The 17,142-nt window shown below is 69.5% G+C and carries 17 protein-coding genes; 9 read left to right on the top strand and 8 right to left on the bottom strand.

Annotated elements, in window-relative coordinates:
- Positions 1-40 precede the first annotated feature (40 nt).
- From ACOACQ_RS09045 to ACOACQ_RS09025, 5 genes are read right to left on the bottom strand one after another with little or no spacing between them, the layout of a single operon-like run.
- Positions 41-652 carry a LysE family translocator gene (locus ACOACQ_RS09045; protein ID WP_378596442.1) on the bottom strand — a complete coding sequence of 204 codons (612 nt, stop codon included), beginning with the start codon at positions 650-652 and terminating at the stop codon, positions 41-43.
- A 55-nt stretch (positions 653-707) separates the two neighbouring features.
- On the bottom strand, positions 708-1,547 hold the full coding sequence (locus tag ACOACQ_RS09040) for a hypothetical protein (protein WP_420288096.1): 840 nt from the start codon (positions 1,545-1,547) through the stop codon (positions 708-710).
- 3 nt (positions 1,548-1,550) lie between these two features.
- Positions 1,551-3,341 (bottom strand): methionine--tRNA ligase, encoded by a 1,791-nt coding sequence (gene metG / locus ACOACQ_RS09035; protein ID WP_420288095.1) that lies wholly within the window; start codon positions 3,339-3,341, stop codon positions 1,551-1,553.
- A 44-nt stretch (positions 3,342-3,385) separates the two neighbouring features.
- A complete protein-coding gene (locus ACOACQ_RS09030) occupies positions 3,386-4,021 on the bottom strand; it encodes a DsbA family protein (protein ID WP_378596438.1) in 636 nt (211 codons plus the stop codon).
- A 42-nt stretch (positions 4,022-4,063) separates the two neighbouring features.
- Positions 4,064-5,695 (bottom strand): CHAP domain-containing protein, encoded by a 1,632-nt coding sequence (locus ACOACQ_RS09025; protein WP_420288094.1) that lies wholly within the window; start codon positions 5,693-5,695, stop codon positions 4,064-4,066.
- 187 nt (positions 5,696-5,882) lie between these two features.
- Here ACOACQ_RS09025 and pepN point away from each other — a divergent pair, with 187 nt between their 5' ends.
- Positions 5,883-8,462 (top strand): aminopeptidase N, encoded by a 2,580-nt coding sequence (gene pepN / locus ACOACQ_RS09020; protein WP_420288093.1) that lies wholly within the window; start codon positions 5,883-5,885, stop codon positions 8,460-8,462.
- A 74-nt stretch (positions 8,463-8,536) separates the two neighbouring features.
- Here the strand turns inward: pepN and ACOACQ_RS09015 are convergent, their stop codons facing one another.
- Together ACOACQ_RS09015 and ACOACQ_RS09010 are read right to left on the bottom strand one after the other, a co-directional pair.
- Positions 8,537-8,899: a DUF5130 family protein gene (locus ACOACQ_RS09015; RefSeq protein ID WP_378596435.1), complete on the bottom strand. Its 363-nt coding sequence runs from the start codon at positions 8,897-8,899 to the stop codon at positions 8,537-8,539.
- Between the two features lie 6 nt (positions 8,900-8,905).
- Entirely contained in the window at positions 8,906-9,274 is a 369-nt protein-coding gene (locus ACOACQ_RS09010; RefSeq protein ID WP_378596434.1) for a hypothetical protein, read from the bottom strand.
- An 82-nt stretch (positions 9,275-9,356) separates the two neighbouring features.
- Here ACOACQ_RS09010 and ACOACQ_RS09005 point away from each other — a divergent pair, with 82 nt between their 5' ends.
- The 6 genes from ACOACQ_RS09005 to ACOACQ_RS08980 all read left to right on the top strand — a co-directional run bounded on the left by ACOACQ_RS09005 (position 9,357) and on the right by ACOACQ_RS08980 (position 14,168).
- Positions 9,357-10,397: a mechanosensitive ion channel family protein gene (locus tag ACOACQ_RS09005; protein ID WP_378596433.1), complete on the top strand. Its 1,041-nt coding sequence runs from the start codon at positions 9,357-9,359 to the stop codon at positions 10,395-10,397.
- An 18-nt stretch (positions 10,398-10,415) separates the two neighbouring features.
- Positions 10,416-10,799 carry a globin gene (locus ACOACQ_RS09000; RefSeq protein WP_378596432.1) on the top strand — a complete coding sequence of 128 codons (384 nt, stop codon included), beginning with the start codon at positions 10,416-10,418 and terminating at the stop codon, positions 10,797-10,799.
- A 739-nt stretch (positions 10,800-11,538) separates the two neighbouring features.
- Positions 11,539-12,081, top strand: coding sequence for an RNA polymerase sigma factor (locus ACOACQ_RS08995; protein WP_420288092.1), 543 nt, complete (start codon positions 11,539-11,541; stop codon positions 12,079-12,081).
- Between the two features lie 106 nt (positions 12,082-12,187).
- Positions 12,188-12,718 (top strand): hypothetical protein, encoded by a 531-nt coding sequence (locus tag ACOACQ_RS08990; protein WP_420288091.1) that lies wholly within the window; start codon positions 12,188-12,190, stop codon positions 12,716-12,718.
- 112 nt (positions 12,719-12,830) lie between these two features.
- Positions 12,831-13,361: an RNA polymerase sigma factor gene (locus ACOACQ_RS08985; protein WP_378596429.1), complete on the top strand. Its 531-nt coding sequence runs from the start codon at positions 12,831-12,833 to the stop codon at positions 13,359-13,361.
- Between the two features lie 21 nt (positions 13,362-13,382).
- Positions 13,383-14,168 carry an enoyl-CoA hydratase/isomerase family protein gene (locus ACOACQ_RS08980; RefSeq protein WP_378596427.1) on the top strand — a complete coding sequence of 262 codons (786 nt, stop codon included), beginning with the start codon at positions 13,383-13,385 and terminating at the stop codon, positions 14,166-14,168.
- Here the strand turns inward: ACOACQ_RS08980 and ACOACQ_RS08975 are convergent.
- On the bottom strand, positions 14,143-15,063 hold the full coding sequence (locus tag ACOACQ_RS08975) for an acyl-CoA thioesterase (protein ID WP_378596426.1): 921 nt from the start codon (positions 15,061-15,063) through the stop codon (positions 14,143-14,145). The two genes, ACOACQ_RS08980 and ACOACQ_RS08975, sit on opposite strands and share 26 nt — an antisense overlap.
- A gap of 148 nt (positions 15,064-15,211) precedes the next feature.
- Here ACOACQ_RS08975 and ACOACQ_RS08970 point away from each other — a divergent pair, with 148 nt between their 5' ends.
- Together ACOACQ_RS08970 and ACOACQ_RS08965 are read left to right on the top strand one after the other, a co-directional pair.
- Positions 15,212-16,423: an acetyl-CoA C-acetyltransferase gene (locus ACOACQ_RS08970; protein ID WP_378596425.1), complete on the top strand. Its 1,212-nt coding sequence runs from the start codon at positions 15,212-15,214 to the stop codon at positions 16,421-16,423.
- A 147-nt stretch (positions 16,424-16,570) separates the two neighbouring features.
- Positions 16,571-17,140, top strand: a complete 570-nt coding sequence (locus ACOACQ_RS08965) for a GNAT family N-acetyltransferase (RefSeq protein WP_378596424.1) — start codon at positions 16,571-16,573, stop codon at positions 17,138-17,140.
- Positions 17,141-17,142 lie beyond the last annotated feature (2 nt).

Genomic DNA, 17,142 nt, shown 5'->3' with positions numbered 1-17,142 from the left:
GTTCACGGGCCGTCGGGTTCAACCGGATTTCGGGGCACCGTCAGCGGGACTCGAAGGCCAACCGTCCGGCCAGTACGGCGAAGCTCGCGGCGAAGGCCTTGCGCATCCGGTCGACGACCTTCGGGCGCGACAGGACCTGGTCGCGGACGGCGGCAGCGAAGGCGGCGTACACGGCGAAGACGGCGAAGGTCATCAGCATGAAGACCCCGCTCAGCGCCAGCATCGCGGGCACCGCGCCCGTTCCGGCCGGCACGAACTGCGGCAGGAAGGCGAAGAAGAAGATGGTGAGCTTCGGGTTGAGCAGGTTGAGCGTGATCCCGGAGATCAGCACGGAACGTGTCGACCCCGCACCGGCGGCGTCCTCGTCGACGGTGAGCACACCGCGGTCGCGCCAGGTCGACCACGCCATGTAGAGCAGGTACGCCACGCCGGCGTACTTCAGGACGGCGAAGGCCACACCGCTCGCGTGCAGCACCGCGGCCAGCCCGGTGATCGCCGCGAGCATGTGCGGGATCGTGCCGAGGGTTCCGGCGAAGGCGGCCAGCAGTCCGGCGCGGGTGCCACGGGTGAGACCCGCTGCGATGGCGTAGAGCGCGCCCGTCCCCGGCGTCACGCAGATCACCAGCGAGGTCAGCAGGAAGGCGGTGCTCATACCCGTGGAGACTAGGCGACCTCGCGGAATTCGCACACGATCAGTGGAGACCGGGTCAGGTCCGCTCGAGCTTGTAGTGCAGGCGCATCGCGGTGGCCCGGCCCATGCGCAACACGTGGTCGGTCCGCAGCACGCCGCGGTCGTCGACGTACACATGGAAGGTCTCGTGGACCGGCGCACGGGAGGCGAAGGTGCGGCCACCGTCCTCGACGACGACGTACGCACCGTCCTGGCCGAAGCGTCCGCCCGGCGACTCGAGCCACAAGGACCCGTCGGGCAGGACCGACGGCTTCAGGAAGACCTGCACATTGCCCGACTCCAGCGGGAAGGCGACGTGCACCGAGGGGCGGCCCGCGCCCGGCAGGGTCCGATGGGAGTAGCAGCCACTGAAGACGTACTCCCCCGTGGCGCGCAGGGTCCGCAGCCAGCCGGCCGCCACCTGGTCGCCGGAGGCGTCGCGGATCACCGAGATCCGGCTGTCCATGCCCTGCGCGACGTCCAGGGGGCGGGTCGGGAGGGCGAGCTGTTCGACGCGCTTGCCGAAGAACCGCGAGATCAGTTCGCCTCCCGGCCAGGCCCACGGAGCCCACGCGCTCCAGACCTCGACGTGCCACTGCGCGGTGTGCTCGTAGAAGTCCCGCACCTGCGGGAGCAGGTCAGCCGCGCTGAACCCCGGTCCGTCGAGCTCGGCCATCGACGCCAGCAGGCCCGCGTCCGGCGAGTCCTCCTCGACCCGACCGCCGTGCAGCGCCGCCTCCGCGGCCAGCCACCCGTCGCGGACGACCGCCGACGTACTCGTCGGCGCACGCAACCAGGCGTGCGCGCCCGCAAGGTCCACCGGCCGCCCCAGCGAACGCCAGAACTTCCGGGTGCCGAGGTCGACCAGTGGCGTCACGACTCAGACGCCGAGACGGGCGAGTTCCTCGTCGATGACGACGGGGTCCAGCTTGGTGAAGACCGGCGTCGGCTTCGCCACGGCGCGGCCCACCTCGATCGGGTGGCGCCGCCAGCCCGGGAACCCGGTGTAGTCGCCGGTGATGATCGGGTAGGACCGACCCTCGACGTCGAGGTCGGCCACCTCCTCGATCCGCGGCATCGGAGCGATCGCACCCTCGCCACCGAAGGCCTTGTCGACCTCGTTGGCGGAGAACGGCAGGAACGGGCTGAGCACGATGTTCAGGTCGGCGACGCACTGCGCCATCACGTGCAGGATCGTGGCGAGCCGCTCCGGGTCGTCCTTGATCTTCCACGGCTCGGAGTCGGAGACGTATTTGTTGACCTCGGCGACGGCACGCATCGCCTCACCGATCGCCTGCTTCTGTCGGTGCTTGCCGATCAGGTCACCGACGGTGTCGAAGGCGGCCTCGGTCGCGGCAAGGACGGCAGTGTCCTCGTCCGTGAGCGGACCGGCCGCCGGGATCTCGCCGAAGTTCTTGGCGATCAGGTTGGCGGTCCGGTTGACCAGGTTGCCCCAGCCAGCGACCAGCTCGTCATTGGTACGACGGACGAACTCGGCCCAGGTGAAGTCGGAGTCCTGGTTCTCGGGACCCGCCGCCGCCACGAAGTACCGGAAGGCGTCCGGCTGGTAGCGCTCGAGCAGGTCGTGGACGTAGATGACGACCTTCTTCGACGAGGAGAACTTCTTGCCCTCCATCGTGAGGAACTCCGACGACACCACCTCGGTCGGCAGGTTCAGGACACCGAGCTCACGCGGCGACCCGCCCTTGTCGCCCTTGCCCGCGTAGGCGAGCAGCTCGGCCGGCCAGATCTGGGAGTGGAAGGTGATGTTGTCCTTGCCCATGAAGTAGTACGTCAGGGCCTCGGGGTCGTTCCACCAGTCGCGCCAGGCGTCCGGGTCGCCGGTGCGGCGGGCCCACTCGATCGAGGCCGACAGGTAACCGATGACGGCGTCGAACCAGACGTAGAGCTTCTTGGTGGGGTTCTCGCGCCACCCGTCCAGCGGAACGGCGATGCCCCAGTCGATGTCGCGGGTCATCGCCCGCGGGCGGATCTCCTTGAGGATGTTCTGGCTGAACCGGATGACGTTGGGCCGCCACAGGCCCGTGGCCTCGCGGCCGTCGAGCCACTCGGTGAGCGCCTCGGCCAGCGCCGGGAGGTCGAGGAAGAAGTGCTGCGTCTCGATGAACTCCGGCGTCTCGCCGTTGATCTTGGAGCGCGGGTTGACCAGGTCGTGCGGGTCGAGCTGGTTGCCGCAGTTGTCGCACTGGTCGCCCCGGGCGCCGTCGTACCCGCAGATCGGGCAGGTGCCCTCGATGTAGCGGTCCGGCAGGGTGCGGCCGGTCGAGGGCGAGATGGCGCCGTACGTCGTCTGCTCGACGAAGTAGCCGTTCTCGTAGACCCCGAGGAAGAGCTCCTGGACCACGGCGTGGTGGTTGCCGGTCGTCGTACGGGTGTAGAGGTCGTAGCTGACCCCCAGTCCGACCAGGTCCTCGATGATCAGCCGGTGGTTCTTGTCGGCGAGCTCCTGCGGGGTCACCCCCGCCTCGTCGGCAGCGATCAGGATCGGCGTGCCGTGCTCGTCGGAGCCCGACACCATGAGCACCTCGTTGCCCGCCATCCGCTGGTACCGACTGAACACGTCGGAGGGAACACCGAAACCGGCCACGTGGCCGATGTGGCGTGGGCCGTTGGCGTACGGCCAGGCGACAGCGGAGAGGACATGCGTCATGGGGTCAACCTTAGGGACTCCGGCGCCCGGCCCGCGCCACGCCCTCAGGAGAAGTCGAGGTCACCCGTCCGCGAGCGCTTGAGCTCGTAGAAGTACGGGAACGACGCGACCGCGACGGTGCCGTCCCAGAGCCGGCCGGCGTCCTCGCCGCGCGGGATCTTCGACAGGACGGGACCGAAGAAGGCGGTGCCGTTGACGTGGATCGTGGGCGTGCCGACCTCGTTGCCGACCGCGTCCATGCCCTCGTGGTGCGACTTCGCGACCGCGGCGTCGTACGACGGGTCGGTGGCCGCATCGATCAGGTCGGGGTCGAGTCCGACTTCGTCGAGCACCTCGGCGATGAGGCCGAGACCGCCGTCGGGCTCCTCGTGCAACGGACGACCACCGACGTGGATGCGCGCACCGAAGGCGTCGTACATCGGGAGCAGGACCTTGTCGCCGTGGCGCTCCTGCGCGGCGATCAGCACCCGGACGGGGCCCCAGGCAGGGGCGAGCCGGGCGCGGTACTCCTCGGGCAGGTCCCGGTCCTTGTTCAGGTAACCCAGGCTCATCACGTGCCAGACGACCTCGACGTCACGGACCTTCTCGACCTCGAGGATCCAGCGCGAGGTGATCCAGGCGAAGGGACAGAGCGGGTCGAACCAGAGGTCGGCGCGGTTGCGCTCGGAGACGGAGGACATGGTGGCCGAACCACGGCACCCGCCGCAGCATTCCCCGACCGCTCAGCGGACGACGACCGAGGACTCCCGACGAACCCGCGGAACAGCCGCCGAGCCGAGGTAGGTCACGATGACGTCCTTGCGTCCCGCCGAGGCGACCTTCGCGGAGAACCGTGCCCGACCGTCGACCAGGCGCAGCTCCTTGACCGACCCGCCGATCCGGACCCGGACGCTGCCGGTGACCGGGGCGACACCGGGAGCGGTGATCTGGATCGCCGCCGTCACCGTGCGGCCGCGCGTGGTGGTCGTGAGCCTGACCGTCCCCGGGCTGATGACCACACCGGGCCTGACCAGCGTCTCCGGGAGCGGTGCGTAGTTCTTGCGGGTGCGGTTGATCTTGAGCGAGATCGTCTTCCCGGCGTCCGGTGCGGTCAGGCGGTACGACGCCGTGGTCGCGCCGGGCACCGGCACCCCGTTGCGCAGCCACTGGAGCGTCACCGTCGCGTCGGCCGGGGTGACGGCGCCGGTGACGGCCCGCAACGTGTTGCCCAGGCTCGCCTTCCCGGTGATCGCCGACGGGCTCGCCACCTCGATGTTGCCGCTCAGGACGGCGCCCACCCTGATCGTCGGTGCCGCCGTGTCGACGTAGCCGTCCTGGCGGGCCACTGCGCGCACGCTGATCACCTTGCCGACCAGTTCCGGCACGAGGGGCAGCTGGGCGGTGTCGTTGCCCTTGAGCAGGACGCCGTCGGCGTACCAGCGCCACCACGTGCGGCCGGGTGCCGGAAGCCAGGTCCCCGTCGTGGCGGTGAGCACCTCGTCGACGTACGGACTCCCCTGGACGACGGGCTGCTCGTCGAGGACGAACTTGCCGGGCACGACGGCGGGTGTGGCGACCGAGGTCTGGACCCCGTCGGTGTAGCCGGACCGCTTGGTGCGCACGGTGACCGTGATCGGCTTGCCCACGTCGGCCGGGCGCGGCGTGAAGGTGCGCGTGACGACGCCGGTGCTGACGCCCCCGACCAGCCAGTTGTACGTGACGCTGCTCGGGCTGACCGACCAGAGGCCGGTCGTGGTGCTGAGGGTGGAGCCGACGGCGCTGGTGCCGCTGATGACCGGAGGGGTCTTGCCGACGATGCGCTTGTCGGTGAAGTGGATGAATCCGGTCGGCCAGCGCCCGCTCGACTTCAGGATCCTGCGCCAGTGGAACGTGCCACCCCAGCTGTCCTCGGAGATCACGATCTCGGTCGGCGACACCACGCGCTCGACGTACGCGACGTGTCCGGCCGAGCCGCTGCCGTTGGAGTAGCGGCCCCACCAGGCGATGGCGCCGACGTTCGGGACGTCGTCGGTGATGCTGGCCATCCGCAAGCCCCACTCGCTCGCGTTGCCTCCGCCGGTCCACGGACGCGTGGCGGGTCCGCCGGACTTGATCACCCGGTACGCGGCGTAGTTGGTGCAGTTGTGACCGGAGTACATCCGCCAGTACATCGTGCTGCTCACGGCGCCGTACCCGGCGTCGGAGTAGCCGGCGCTGCGGCAGCTGGAGTAACCACTGCAGAGATACGTGGTTGCTGCCGATGGGGAGATGGGCGCACCGACCCGCACTGGTGATCCCACCAGCAGCAAGGTCGCGATGAGCGCACTGGTGACGACGGAGGTCCCCCAGCGCGCAGCCAGTCCCCGGTTGCGCATGTCGAACACCATCGGACACATGTGCCCCAAAACGCAACAAAATCCCCAGAAATCTCGTGCTTCACTGGCGTGTCGCGTTGACTTTTCATAGTTACACGGTTGTAGTTCCGCGCTTTCGGGTTTGCCCGACCTCCCGCCGAGCCCACCCGATTGTCTGACAATGTGGGGTGGATGTAAGGATGACGGCATGCCCGGCACCAACCTCACCCGCGACGAAGCGGCCACCCGCGCGGCCCTCGTCAGCGTGACGTCCTACGTCATCGACCTCGACCTCACGAACGCCACCGCGGAGGGCGTCGAGACCTTCGGGTCGACGACCACGCTGAGCTTCACGTGCCGCGCCCCGGGCGGCAGCACGTTCGCCGACCTGGTCGATGCGACGATCCACGAGATCACGCTCAACGGCACTCCCCTGGACCCGGCGACGGCGTACGCCGACAGCCGGATCACGCTCACCGACCTGCAGGCCGAGAACGTCCTGGTCGTGCGGGCCGACTGCACCTACTCCCACACCGGCGAGGGCCTGCACCACTTCGTCGACCCGGCGGACGGCAACATCTACCTCTACTCACAGTTCGAGGTGCCGGACGCTCGCCGCGTCTACACCACCTTTGAGCAGCCCGACCTCAAGGCGCCGTTCACGTTCAACGTCACCGCGCCGGCGCACTGGAAGGTCGTCTCGAACGCGGCCACGCCGGCGCCGGTCCCGGCCGGTTCGATCAACGGGGTCGAGGCCGCGGTCTGGAACTTCCCGCCGACCAAGCCGATGTCGACGTACATCACGGCCGTCGTCGCCGGTGACTACTACGAGGTCCAGGACGTCTACGAGGGCAAGCACGGCACCATCCCGCTCGGCCACTACAGCCGGCAGTCGCTCAAGGAGTTCCTCGAGCGCGACCGCGAGGAGATCGTCACCCTCACCAAGCAGGGCTTCGAGTTCTTCGAGGACGCCTTCGGCTACCCGTACCCGTTCGGCAAGTACGACCAACTCTACGTTCCCGAGTACAACATGGGCGCGATGGAGAACGCCGGCTGCGTGACGCTTCGCGACGAGTACCTCCCCCGCTCGCGCCAGCCGCGCTCGTTCTACGAGTTCCGCGCGTCGGTGATCCTGCACGAGATGGCCCACATGTGGTTCGGCGACCTGGTGACCATGAAGTGGTGGGACGACCTCTGGCTCAACGAGTCGTTCGCCGAGTGGGCCTGCTACCACGCCGAGGCCCTCGCGACGTCGTACGACGACGCCTGGACCGGGTTCACGAACGCCCGCAAGCAGACCGGCTACCGCGCGGACTCGTTGCCCTCGACGCACCCGATCGCGGCCGACAACGTCGACCTGCACGCGGTCGAGGTGAACTTCGACATGATCACCTACGCCAAGGGCGCGGCGGTGCTCAAGCAGCTCGTCGCGTGGGTCGGCCTCGACCCGTTCCTCGCCGGCCTGCGCCAGTACTTCCAGGACCACGAGTACGGCAACACCGAGTTCTCCGACCTGCTCACGGCACTCGAGAAGGCGTCGGGCCGCGAGCTGTCGAGCTGGGCGCAGGAGTGGCTCCAGACTGCCGGCACCAACACCTTCACGCCCGAGCTCGAGGTGGCGGCCGACGGCACCTACGCGGCCTTCGCCGTGCGCCAGACCGCGCCCGTCGACCACCCGACACTGCGGCGCCACCGGGTCGGCGTCGGCTTCTACAACAGCAACCACGAGGGCCGCCTGGTCCGAACCGACTACGTCGAGGTCGACGTCGAGGGCGAGCGCACCGAGCTCGCCGAACTGGTCGGCAAGACCCAGCCCGAGCTGCTGCTGCTCAATGACGAGGACCTGGCGTTCGCCAAGATCCGCCTCGACGAGCGATCCCTTGCCACGGCCATCGCGCGCCTCTCCGACATCGACGACTCGCTGACCCGGGCGCTGATCTGGAGCGCTGCGTGGGACATGACCCGCGACGCCGAGCTCTCCGCGAGCGACTTCGTGACGCTCGTCCTGGGCAACATCGGCAGCGAGACCGACGCCTGGGGCCTCAGCCGGATCCCGGTGTACGCCGCACAGGCGGTCAACCTCTACAGCGACCCGGCCGGCCGGGCAGCCCTGTCGGCCCGCTGGCAGGAGGGCCTTCGTGCCCTGCTCGAGCAGGCCGAGTCCGGCACGGACCACCAGCTGACGTTCGCGCGCACCTACGCCAGCGCTGCGACCAGCGACGCCGCGATCGCCGACCTGGAGGCCATCCTCGACGGGTCCCTCGTCCTTGAGGGCCTGGCCGTCGACCAGGACCTTCGCTGGTCGCTGCTCACGGCCCTGGCTCGGGTCGGGCGCGCCGACGATGCCCGCATCGACGGCGAGCTGGCCAACGACAACACCATCTCCGGCCAGGAGAAGTCGGCCGCGGCCCGCGCCGCGATGCCGACCGCTGCGGCGAAGGAGCGGGCCTGGACCCAGGCACTGCTCGACCCGTCGGTCCCGAACGAGACCCAGCGCAGCGTCGTCCTCGCATTCATGCAGCCGGGCCAGGAGGAGGTGCTGGCGTCGTACGTCGCCACGTACCTCGCCGAGGTCGCCGGCACGTGGGAGCGACTCGGTGCGCACAAGGCGTCCGTCGCGCTGGAGTTCATCTTCCCGCGCATCCTGGCCACGCAGGCCACCCTGGATGCGGTCGACGCATGGCTCGCCGACAACGCTGACACCGTCAACGCCGGTGCGGTGCGCTACGTCCGCGAAGGACGCGCCGACGTGGCCCGGGCCCTCGCGGCGCAGGCGTTCGACGCGTAGGCCGCGAAGCTGGCCGCGGTGGTCGAGGAGGTTGCCCAGCAACCGTCTCGAGACCCGGCGAGGTGGTGCCGGAACTAGTCGCGGGCGAACTCGCCGAGCAACTCGATCCCCCGGTTGAGACCACCGGCGAGGTCGCCCGCGGCGAAGAGCTCCGTCATCGCGGCGACCGCCTGCGACGACTCGTCGTCGGTGAGCCGCTCGCGGACGTGACCGCCGGTCACGATCTCGACGGCCTTGCGGGCGGTGTCGACCATGATCAGGACGCTGCGGGCGGGCAGCACGAGCGTGTTGTGCAGGCTCGTGGCGAAGTCGCGCGGGTCACCGGTGGCGGATCCGACGAACACCGAGATCTCGGCACGGCACGCCTGCTCGGCGTGCCGGATGGTGACGTCGAGCTTGGCGCGCTCTGCCTCGCTCAGGGATCCGTTGCTGTTCATGTCGGGCTACCAGGTCCCGCCGGCGCCGCCGGCCTTCGAGTTGTCGGAGTCCGGCGCTGCCAGCTCACCGGCCGCCTTGCGCGGGCCACCGAGCCACTGGTTCTCCGGCACGAGCGCGTCGATGCTCAGGTCCTCGCCACGGGCGAGGGCCGGGGCCACGAACAGCAGCGTGATGACCACGAAGGCCAGCAACGGGATGCCGCCGAGGACGAGGAACGCGTGCAGCACGTCGATGTCGGGCTTCGGCTCCCAGCTGCCGGGGCGAGGCTCCGGGGTGTCGGCGGAGGCGGTGCCTGCCGACACGACAACGAGGAGCGCGCTCGCGCCGACGAGGGCGCACACAGCGAGGAGACGTCGAAGAACAGTGCTGGTCACGGGAGGAGGATATCGGGAGAACGACCTCGGTGGCGGGGGTGGTGTCGACAAGTGCCTCAGGAGGCTTTGGGAGACTGGCTCCATGTCGGCGTCCACGCTGTCCGTTCTGTCCCTCCCCACCGCCCTCCCGCTGTCCCTGTCCGCTCCTCTTGCGGCCAGTCCCTGCGCCGACGGTGAACAGGTCTGCGACCTGGCCTACGACTGGACGGGGAACAGTCGGCTCGCCGACTGGTCCGACATCCTGATCGGCAAGCCGCTCGCCATCCTGGGCCTGATCGTGTTCGGCCTTGTCGTCCGGTGGCTGCTGCACCGGATGGTCGATCGTGTGGCCCGCCGCGCCGAACGCGGTGTCCTGACCGAGCGGGTCGAGGGCGCCGTCCACGCGCGGCGCAAGCAGCGCGCAGCCACGATGTCCGGCGTCCTGAAGAGCATCGTCACGTTCGTCGTGGTCGCCATCGTGGGGACGATGGTGCTGAGCGAGCTCGGTGTCGCCATCGCGCCGATCATCGCCAGCGCAGGCATCCTCGGGATCGCGCTGGGCTTCGGCGCCCAGTCCCTGGTGCGCGACTTCCTGGCCGGCATCTTCATCTTCATCGAAGACCAGTACGGCGTCGGCGACGTGGTGGACGTCGGCGAGGCCAACGGGACCGTCGAGGCCGTCACCCTGCGGATGACCCGGCTCCGCGACATCAACGGAACCGTCTGGTACGTCCCGAACGGCGCGATCCAGCGCGTCGGCAACAAGAGCCAGAACTGGTCGCGCGCCGTCGTCGACGTGTCCGTCGGGTACGGCGAGGACCTGGCCAGCGTGCAGCGGGTGCTGCGCGACGTGGCCCACGACCTCTGGCAGGACGACGAGTTCAACCACGTCATCATCGAGGAGCCCGAGGTGACCGGGGTCGAGATGCTCGCCGCCGACTCGGTGACGATCCGGGTGATGGTGAAGACGGCGCCGCTGGAGCAGTGGGCCGTGGCGCGGGAGCTGCGCCAGCGGATCAAGGCCCGGTTCGACCACGAGGGCATCGAGATCCCGTTCGCCCAGCGCGTGGTCTGGCACCGGCAGGACCGGCGTGAGGCCGATGCAGCGCACACCGGCCCGGCAGCCGTGGGCGACGAGGGATGATGAACAGCGTGATCGACGATGAGTGACGCCCCGAGCTTCTACGACGAGATCGGTGGCTTCGAGACGATCCGCGGGATCGTGGCGAAGTTCTACGAAGGTGTCGCCCAGGACGTCGTACTCCGGCCGATGTATCCGGAGGCCGACCTCGCCCCGGCCGAGGAGCGCTTCCTGTACTTCCTGGTGCAGTACTGGGGCGGTCCCACGACGTACTCCGAACAGCGTGGCCACCCGCGGCTGCGGATGCGGCACGCGCCCTTTGCCGTGGACCTCGACGCGCGCGACCGTTGGCTCGGCCACTTCCGGGCCGCGCTCGACAGCGCCGCGCTCACGCCCGAGCAGGACGCTCGGTTCTGGGCCTACGTCACCCACGCCGCGAACTTCATGGTCAACACGACCGGCTGAAAGAAATTCCTGCCACCATGTAACGGCGGCTCTGCTCCGCGACAGGTACAGCACGAGGGACTCCCCGGTTCCTCGTCCGTGACCGCATCTGCGGCCACGGCGACGACACTCGAAAGAGAACCATGACCCGGCCGGACTGGATCGACACCCTGGGCGCAGAGCTGCGCCCCGTCGACCCTGATCCGGTACTGCTCGCGCAATTGGCGCAGTTGAGCGCAAGCTCGACGGCTCCTGCTGTGCGACCGGGTCGGTCGGCTGGCGCCCGATTCGCGATTGTGCTGGGGGGTGCGATCGCGGTTGGTGCAACCTCGTGGGCAGCGGGTGCCCTGCCCGGAACGGAATCTCCGTTTCGCCCTGAGGAGCAGGTGACGCAACAGCCGACCGACCCAACACCTGGAGGCGTCCGAACCCCACTTTCGGACACCCCGACGTCACCTGCTGGCGGGCAGTCCTCGCCAGCAGGTGGCGCCCAGGTCGGGAGCCCGCCGTCCGGGCGTCCCCCCGTGAGCGTGCCAGCCGGCTCCGGTGCACCCGGCGTCCCCGAGGGGGTCCCACCGGGTCGGCGCCCGGACCTGCCGACGCAGGTACCCGATCTGCCCACGGTGCCCAGCCTCCCGAAACTCCCTGACGTCCCGGCGACATCCCTTCCGCCGGGACTCAGTCGTGTTCCGACCCCGCCCGTTCCCCGCGGTTCCGCCCCCACCCCCCGGCCGCAGGAAGTTCTGGTGGACCGGGGGCGGTGACGACAGACGACGAGGTCGTCGCCGCAGCCAAGAAGGGCGACTCTGATGCGTGGCGTGAGCTCTATCGAGCCCACGCCTCTCGCCTGTTGCTGTGGCTCCGGACCCGCCAGTCCGGGGAGGAGAGTCCCGAGGACATCGCCTCGAGCACCTGGCTGGTCGCCGCCGAGAAGATCGCCGGTTTCCACGGCACCAGCGACGACTTCGCAGGGTGGCTGTTCGGCATCGCTCGCAACCTGGCGGCCAATGCGCGGCGCCGCGCCGCACGGCGCGACCACATCGCCCTCACCGACGGCCCCTCCGCCAGCGATCCGGGGCCAGAGGCCACCTCGAGCGACGCCGACTGGGCGCGTCGGCTCCTGTCCACCCTCCCGGAACGGGAGCGCGACGTCGTGACCTGTCGCGAGGTGCTCGACATGGACGTCGCGACGACCGCGACAGCGCTCGACATCAGCGCCGTCGCCGTACGGGTGGCCCACCATCGCGGGCTCCGGCGGCTCCGCAACCGGGCGGTCGACGAAGAAACTGCTGAACCGGCGTAACACTTCGCCGACCTGCCTACATGTTCAGTGTGAAGGCAGCCCTCTTCCCGGGCGGGGGTTGACGGAGCAGCAACCCGGCAACACCCCCGCAAACCAGAAACAGGACATGACGAGTCAGCACCGCACACACCAGCTCCGCGTCGACGCACCGACGCTGGAGCCGGACGTGGTGTTCCTCGGAATGCTGGCCGACCTGAGCGCGAGCTCACGCGCGGCCGCCCCCCGAACGGCTCGGTCGGCTGGACTCCGGATGATCGTCGCGACAGCCTCGGTGGCTGTCGTCGCGGCAGCAACCTGGGCGGGCGGCAACGGCATGGAGACCCCACTCTCCCCCGCCGACGCCCCGTCCCAGCAGGAGCCCTCCGGCCCGCCGAGTCACGGAGACGTCGCCACCCCACAACGCGACGTATCCATCTCGCCCGGAAGCCCCGTGTCCCCGGGGCTTCCGGGCACACCCTCTTCCGTGGCCGACCAGGCGCACGGCGACGACCCGGCCCCGAACACTGCCCGGCGCAACGCGTCGAACAGCAAGGCGCTCGGCAAGGCCGACGCCAAGGCTGCCAAGGCCAAGGGCAAGGCGAAGCACAAGTCCAGCCGGACCAAGCAGTCCACGTCGACCCGCTCGTCACGAAAGTAAAACTGACGGGCCGATTCCCCTCCGCTGCGGTGCGGAAGACGCGACAATGGTGAAGTAGGTTCGGGAGATTCCCTCGGGCTGAAGAGCTGGCCGACAGGGGTGGGACACGTCCGTGCGCGCCGACGACGAACTCGTCGCCGCTGCCAAGAGCGGTGACTCGGCAGCGTGGCGCGATCTCTACCGTGCCCACGCCGGTCGACTGCTGCTCTGGCTCGAGGCGCGCACCTCCCCCGGTGGCGAGGCACCCGAGGACCTCGCGGCCGCCACCTGGCTCGTTGCAGCCGAACGGATCGCCGACTTCAACGGGTCCACGTCCGACTTCGGTGGCTGGCTGTTCGGGATCGCCCGCAACCACGCCGCCAACGCGTGGCGCCGGACCGGCACCCGCAGCCGTGGTCTCGGGGCGCTGGCCGTGTCCGCCGACCAGGAATCCCCAGGTCCCGAGAAGTCCCTGATCGGCGACGAGTGGGTGCGCCAGGCGCTGGCCGGGCTCCCGCCGCGCGAGCGCGACGTCGTCGCTTGTCTCGAAGTCCTCGACATGGACGTCGCTGCCACCGCGACCGCCCTCGGGATGACGGCCGTCGCCGTGCGCGTCGCACGGCACCGCGGACTCAAACGCCTGCGATCGGCCGTCGCCGAGTAGAACGCGTTCTATTCTTGGCCCATGACGCTCCTCGTCTCCGACACGAACCGGGTCCGCACCCTTCTCCTCAACCGTCCCGAGGCCCTCAACGCCTTCAATGAGGAGCTGTACGACGCCACGGCCGACGCGCTGCTCGACGCGGCCCGGGATCCGTCGGTCGCGGTGGTGCTCATCTCCGGCAGCGGCCGGGCCTTCAGCGCGGGCACCGACCTGCTCGAGATGCACCGGATCGCGACCGACCCGGACTTCCCGCGCGGCAAGCACGGCTTCGTCGGACTGCTCGATGCACTCGTCGACTTTCCCAAGCCGCTCGTCGTGGCCGTCAATGGACTGGGCCTCGGCATCGGGGCCACGATCCTCGGCTTCGCCGACCTGGCGTTCATGTCGACCCAGGCACGCCTGAAGTGCCCCTTCACCTCACTCGGGGTCGCACCCGAAGCCGCGTCGTCGTACCTCTTCCCGGCACTGGTGGGTCGGCAGAACGCCGCCTGGACCCTGCTCTCGGCGGAATGGATCAGTGCCGAGGAGGCACAGGCGATGGGCCTGGTCCTGCGGGTGTGCGAACCCGACGACCTGCTGCCCGTCACGCGTCAGCACGCCGAGGTGCTCGCAGCCCGGCCGATCTCCTCACTCATCGCCGTCAAGCGCACGATGACCGAACCGCATCGCGAAGCGATCCGCGCGGCGCGCGACCGCGAGAACGCGGCGTTCGCTGAACTGATGGGCGGACCCGCCAACCTGGAAGCGTTGGCGGCCTTCGCCGAGGGACGTCAGCCCGACTTCACCCAGCTGCCGGCCGGCTGGTGAAGCTGTCCTTCAGCGGACCACCCAGGGCCTCGACGATCGCCTCGCGGTAGCCCGGAGGCGGCACGACGGAGCGCTGCGTCATCGCGTCGAAGAACACCAGGACGCACCGGGAACGGGCCAGCACACCGCCACGGGCGCCGGCGCCGGACCCATCGACGATCTCGGCCTCGATGGTCATGGACTTGCCGCCCATCGCGGTCACGATGGACCAGCAGTCGTACGGCTCGGCCCGCAGCGTGATCGGGGCGACGTACTCCAGGTTGGTCTGCGCGACGACCACATTGATCCGCGGGAAGTCGGCGAGGGTCTCCTTGAGCTTCCGGAACAGCGCGATCCGCGCCTCCTGGAAGTACTCGAAGTAGACGACGTTGTTGACGTGGCGATAGATGTCGAGGTCCGAGAAGCGAACCTGGACGGGATAGTGCACGGCGTGCTCGCGCGGCACCGCCACCTGGACAGGACGGGAGCGCTCACCGCTCTCGGCGTACGGCGCCAGTGCGGCCCGCTCCTGTGCCGTCATCCGGCGCGGCGCACCGGTCGCCAGCACGAAGGGCGCCACCACCGTCCGGGCGCGGAGGAAGACGACCCGCTCGCCCTCGGCGGTGTCCCGGAAGATCTCGTGGTCGAGGGTGAAGCTGCCGCCGTGGATGCCGGTCACCCAGGACTCGATGGAGACCGACGAGTTGCCGAGCTTCAGCGGAGCCTGGAACGACACCTCGTGGCGGACCACGATGAAGCCGTCGCCCTCATGGCGTTCGACGCCCGCCGCGTGCAGGCACGCGCGGAGCAGCGCACCCCGGGCCTCCTGGAGGTAGTCGACGTAGCGCACGTTGTTGATGTGCCCGAGGAGGTCGAGGTCGGCCCAGCGCAGGGGGCACTCATAGCGATGGCGCACCCGAGCATGGTTCCACGACGACCGTCGACCCGGGGCAGGGTCCCCATCGCACGGGACCGGGACGTGGCATTCACCACTAGTAGAACGAGTTCCATTCTGGGCGCACTACGCTGTGCTCGATCCGTCTTCACCGTACCCAGGAGTGTTCATGCCCGAGGCCGTCATTGTTTCTGCTGCTCGTACCCCGATCGGACGGGCCAACAAGGGCTCCCTCAAGGACTTCCGTCCCGACGACCTGACCGCGCTGATCGCCCAGGCCGCGCTCGACAAGATCCCCGCGCTCAACCCGAACGACGTCGACGACTTCTACCTCGGGTGCGGCCTGCCCGGCGGCGAGGCCGGCAACAACATGGCCCGCATCGTCACCTCGCTGATGGGCTACGAGATCCCCGGCGCGACGATCACCCGCTACTGCTCGTCCTCGGTGCAGACCTCGCGGATGGCCTTCCACGCGATCAAGGCCGGCGAGGGCGACGTGTTCATCTCCGCCGGTGTCGAGACCGTGTCGCGCTTCCAGTTCGGCACGTCGGACCACATCCCGAACACGAAGAACCCGATCTTCGCGGACGCGCAGGTGCGCACCGAGGAGTACGCCCAGGGCGGCAAGGACTGGCACGACCCGCGCGAGGACGGCCTCGTCCCCGACGTGTACATCGCCATGGGCCAGACCGCCGAGAACGTCGCGCGCCTGCGCGGCCTCAAGCGGGAAGACCTCGACGCCTTCGGTGTGCGCTCGCAGAACCTCGCCGAGAAGGCGATCGCGGACGGCTTCTGGGCCCGCGAGATCACCCCGGTCACCCTCGCTGACGGCACCGTCGTCTCGGCGGACGACGGCCCTCGCGCCGGTGTCACCTACGAAGCACTGTCCGGCCTGCAGCCGGTGTTCCGCCCCGACGGCGTGGTCACCGCCGGCAACTGCTGCGCGCTCAACGACGGCGCGGCAGCGGTCGTCATCATGTCCGACACCAAGGCGGCCGAGCTCGGCCTCACGCCGCTCGCCCGCATCGTGTCGACCGGCGTCTCCGGCCTGTCCCCCGAGATCATGGGCCTCGGCCCGGTCGAGGCGACCCGCAACGCCCTCAAGCACGCCGGCATGACGATCGACGACATCGACCTCGCCGAGATCAACGAGGCCTTCGCCGCGCAGGTGCTGCCGTCCGCCGAGGACCTCGGCATCCCGATGGAGAAGCTGAACATCAACGGCGGCGCCATCGCCGTCGGCCACCCCTTCGGCATGACCGGCGCCCGCCTCCAGAACACGATGCTGAACTCCCTGGAGTGGCACGACAAGACCACCGGCCTGATCACCATGTGCGTCGGCGGCGGCCAGGGCATGGCCATGATCCTGGAACGCATCTGACTGATGGCGCGAGCGCGTCTTCGGCGTTGATCCGGTGCAGCAAGCTGCCCGTCGACGCCTCCCGCCGCGCTGCCGCGCGCGCAGTTGGCTTGAGCAGAGGTCGAGTTCGCTCGGCGGCAAGACCTGGTGGGCCGTAGCCTCGACGTCATGGACGTCGAGGTGCGGCCCGCCACCGTTTTCGAGGACGTACGCACGCTGGTGGGGCCGAAGCGGCCCGACGCCAACGTCTGCTGGTGCCTGAGCTACCGCATCCCCTCGAAGGTCAACAACGAGCTGAAGGGGCCCGAGCGCGGTGAGTTCGTCGCCGGGCTGCTGGCCGACGGCCCCCTCGGAGTCATGGCGTACGACGGCGACGAGCCGGTCGGCTGGGCCGCCGTCGCGCCACGCGCTGACACGACCTTCGCCACCAACCGGCGGATTCCCCACGTCGACGACCTGCCGGTGTGGTCTCTGTGGTGCATCCGCGTCCGACCCGGCCACCGCGGCCGCGGCATCTCCCACGCCCTGATCGCCGGCGCCATCGACTACGCCCGTGACGGCGGCGCCCCGGCCCTCGAGGCCTATCCGCTCGACAACGGCCAGGCGAAGGTCGACCAGACGATGGCGTACGCCGGACTCCGCGCGAACTTCGAAGCAGCTGGCTTCCGCGAGGTCGCCACCACCTCGTCCGTACTCAACGGACATCCCCGGGTACTGATGCGCCACGACCTACACTGACG

The sequence above is a fragment of the Nocardioides sp. CPCC 206347 genome, from assembly GCF_048654605.1.
Taxonomy (GTDB): Bacteria; Actinomycetota; Actinomycetes; order Propionibacteriales; family Nocardioidaceae; genus Nocardioides.
Note: the sequence above shows the minus strand (reverse complement) of the source record. Positions and strands in the feature narration are given on the sequence as shown.

What these genes read in the sequence shown, in the direction of transcription:
- ACOACQ_RS09045 (WP_378596442.1), bottom strand. Translation starts at nt 652, where the DNA reads ATGAGCACCGCCTTCCTGCTGACCTCGCTGGTGATCTGCGTGACGCCG.
- ACOACQ_RS08980 (WP_378596427.1), top strand. Translation starts at nt 13,383, where the DNA reads ATGACGCTCCTCGTCTCCGACACGAACCGGGTCCGCACCCTTCTCCTC.
- ACOACQ_RS09025 (WP_420288094.1), bottom strand. Translation starts at nt 5,695, where the DNA reads ATGCGCAACCGGGGACTGGCTGCGCGCTGGGGGACCTCCGTCGTCACC.
- ACOACQ_RS08990 (WP_420288091.1), top strand. Translation starts at nt 12,188, where the DNA reads ATGACGAGTCAGCACCGCACACACCAGCTCCGCGTCGACGCACCGACG.
- ACOACQ_RS08965 (WP_378596424.1), top strand. Translation starts at nt 16,571, where the DNA reads ATGGACGTCGAGGTGCGGCCCGCCACCGTTTTCGAGGACGTACGCACG.
- metG (WP_420288095.1), bottom strand. Translation starts at nt 3,341, where the DNA reads ATGACGCATGTCCTCTCCGCTGTCGCCTGGCCGTACGCCAACGGCCCA.
- ACOACQ_RS09015 (WP_378596435.1), bottom strand. Translation starts at nt 8,899, where the DNA reads ATGAACAGCAACGGATCCCTGAGCGAGGCAGAGCGCGCCAAGCTCGAC.
- ACOACQ_RS09030 (WP_378596438.1), bottom strand. Translation starts at nt 4,021, where the DNA reads ATGTCCTCCGTCTCCGAGCGCAACCGCGCCGACCTCTGGTTCGACCCG.
- pepN (WP_420288093.1), top strand. Translation starts at nt 5,883, where the DNA reads ATGCCCGGCACCAACCTCACCCGCGACGAAGCGGCCACCCGCGCGGCC.
- ACOACQ_RS09000 (WP_378596432.1), top strand. Translation starts at nt 10,416, where the DNA reads ATGAGTGACGCCCCGAGCTTCTACGACGAGATCGGTGGCTTCGAGACG.
- ACOACQ_RS08970 (WP_378596425.1), top strand. Translation starts at nt 15,212, where the DNA reads ATGCCCGAGGCCGTCATTGTTTCTGCTGCTCGTACCCCGATCGGACGG.
- ACOACQ_RS09005 (WP_378596433.1), top strand. Translation starts at nt 9,357, where the DNA reads ATGTCGGCGTCCACGCTGTCCGTTCTGTCCCTCCCCACCGCCCTCCCG.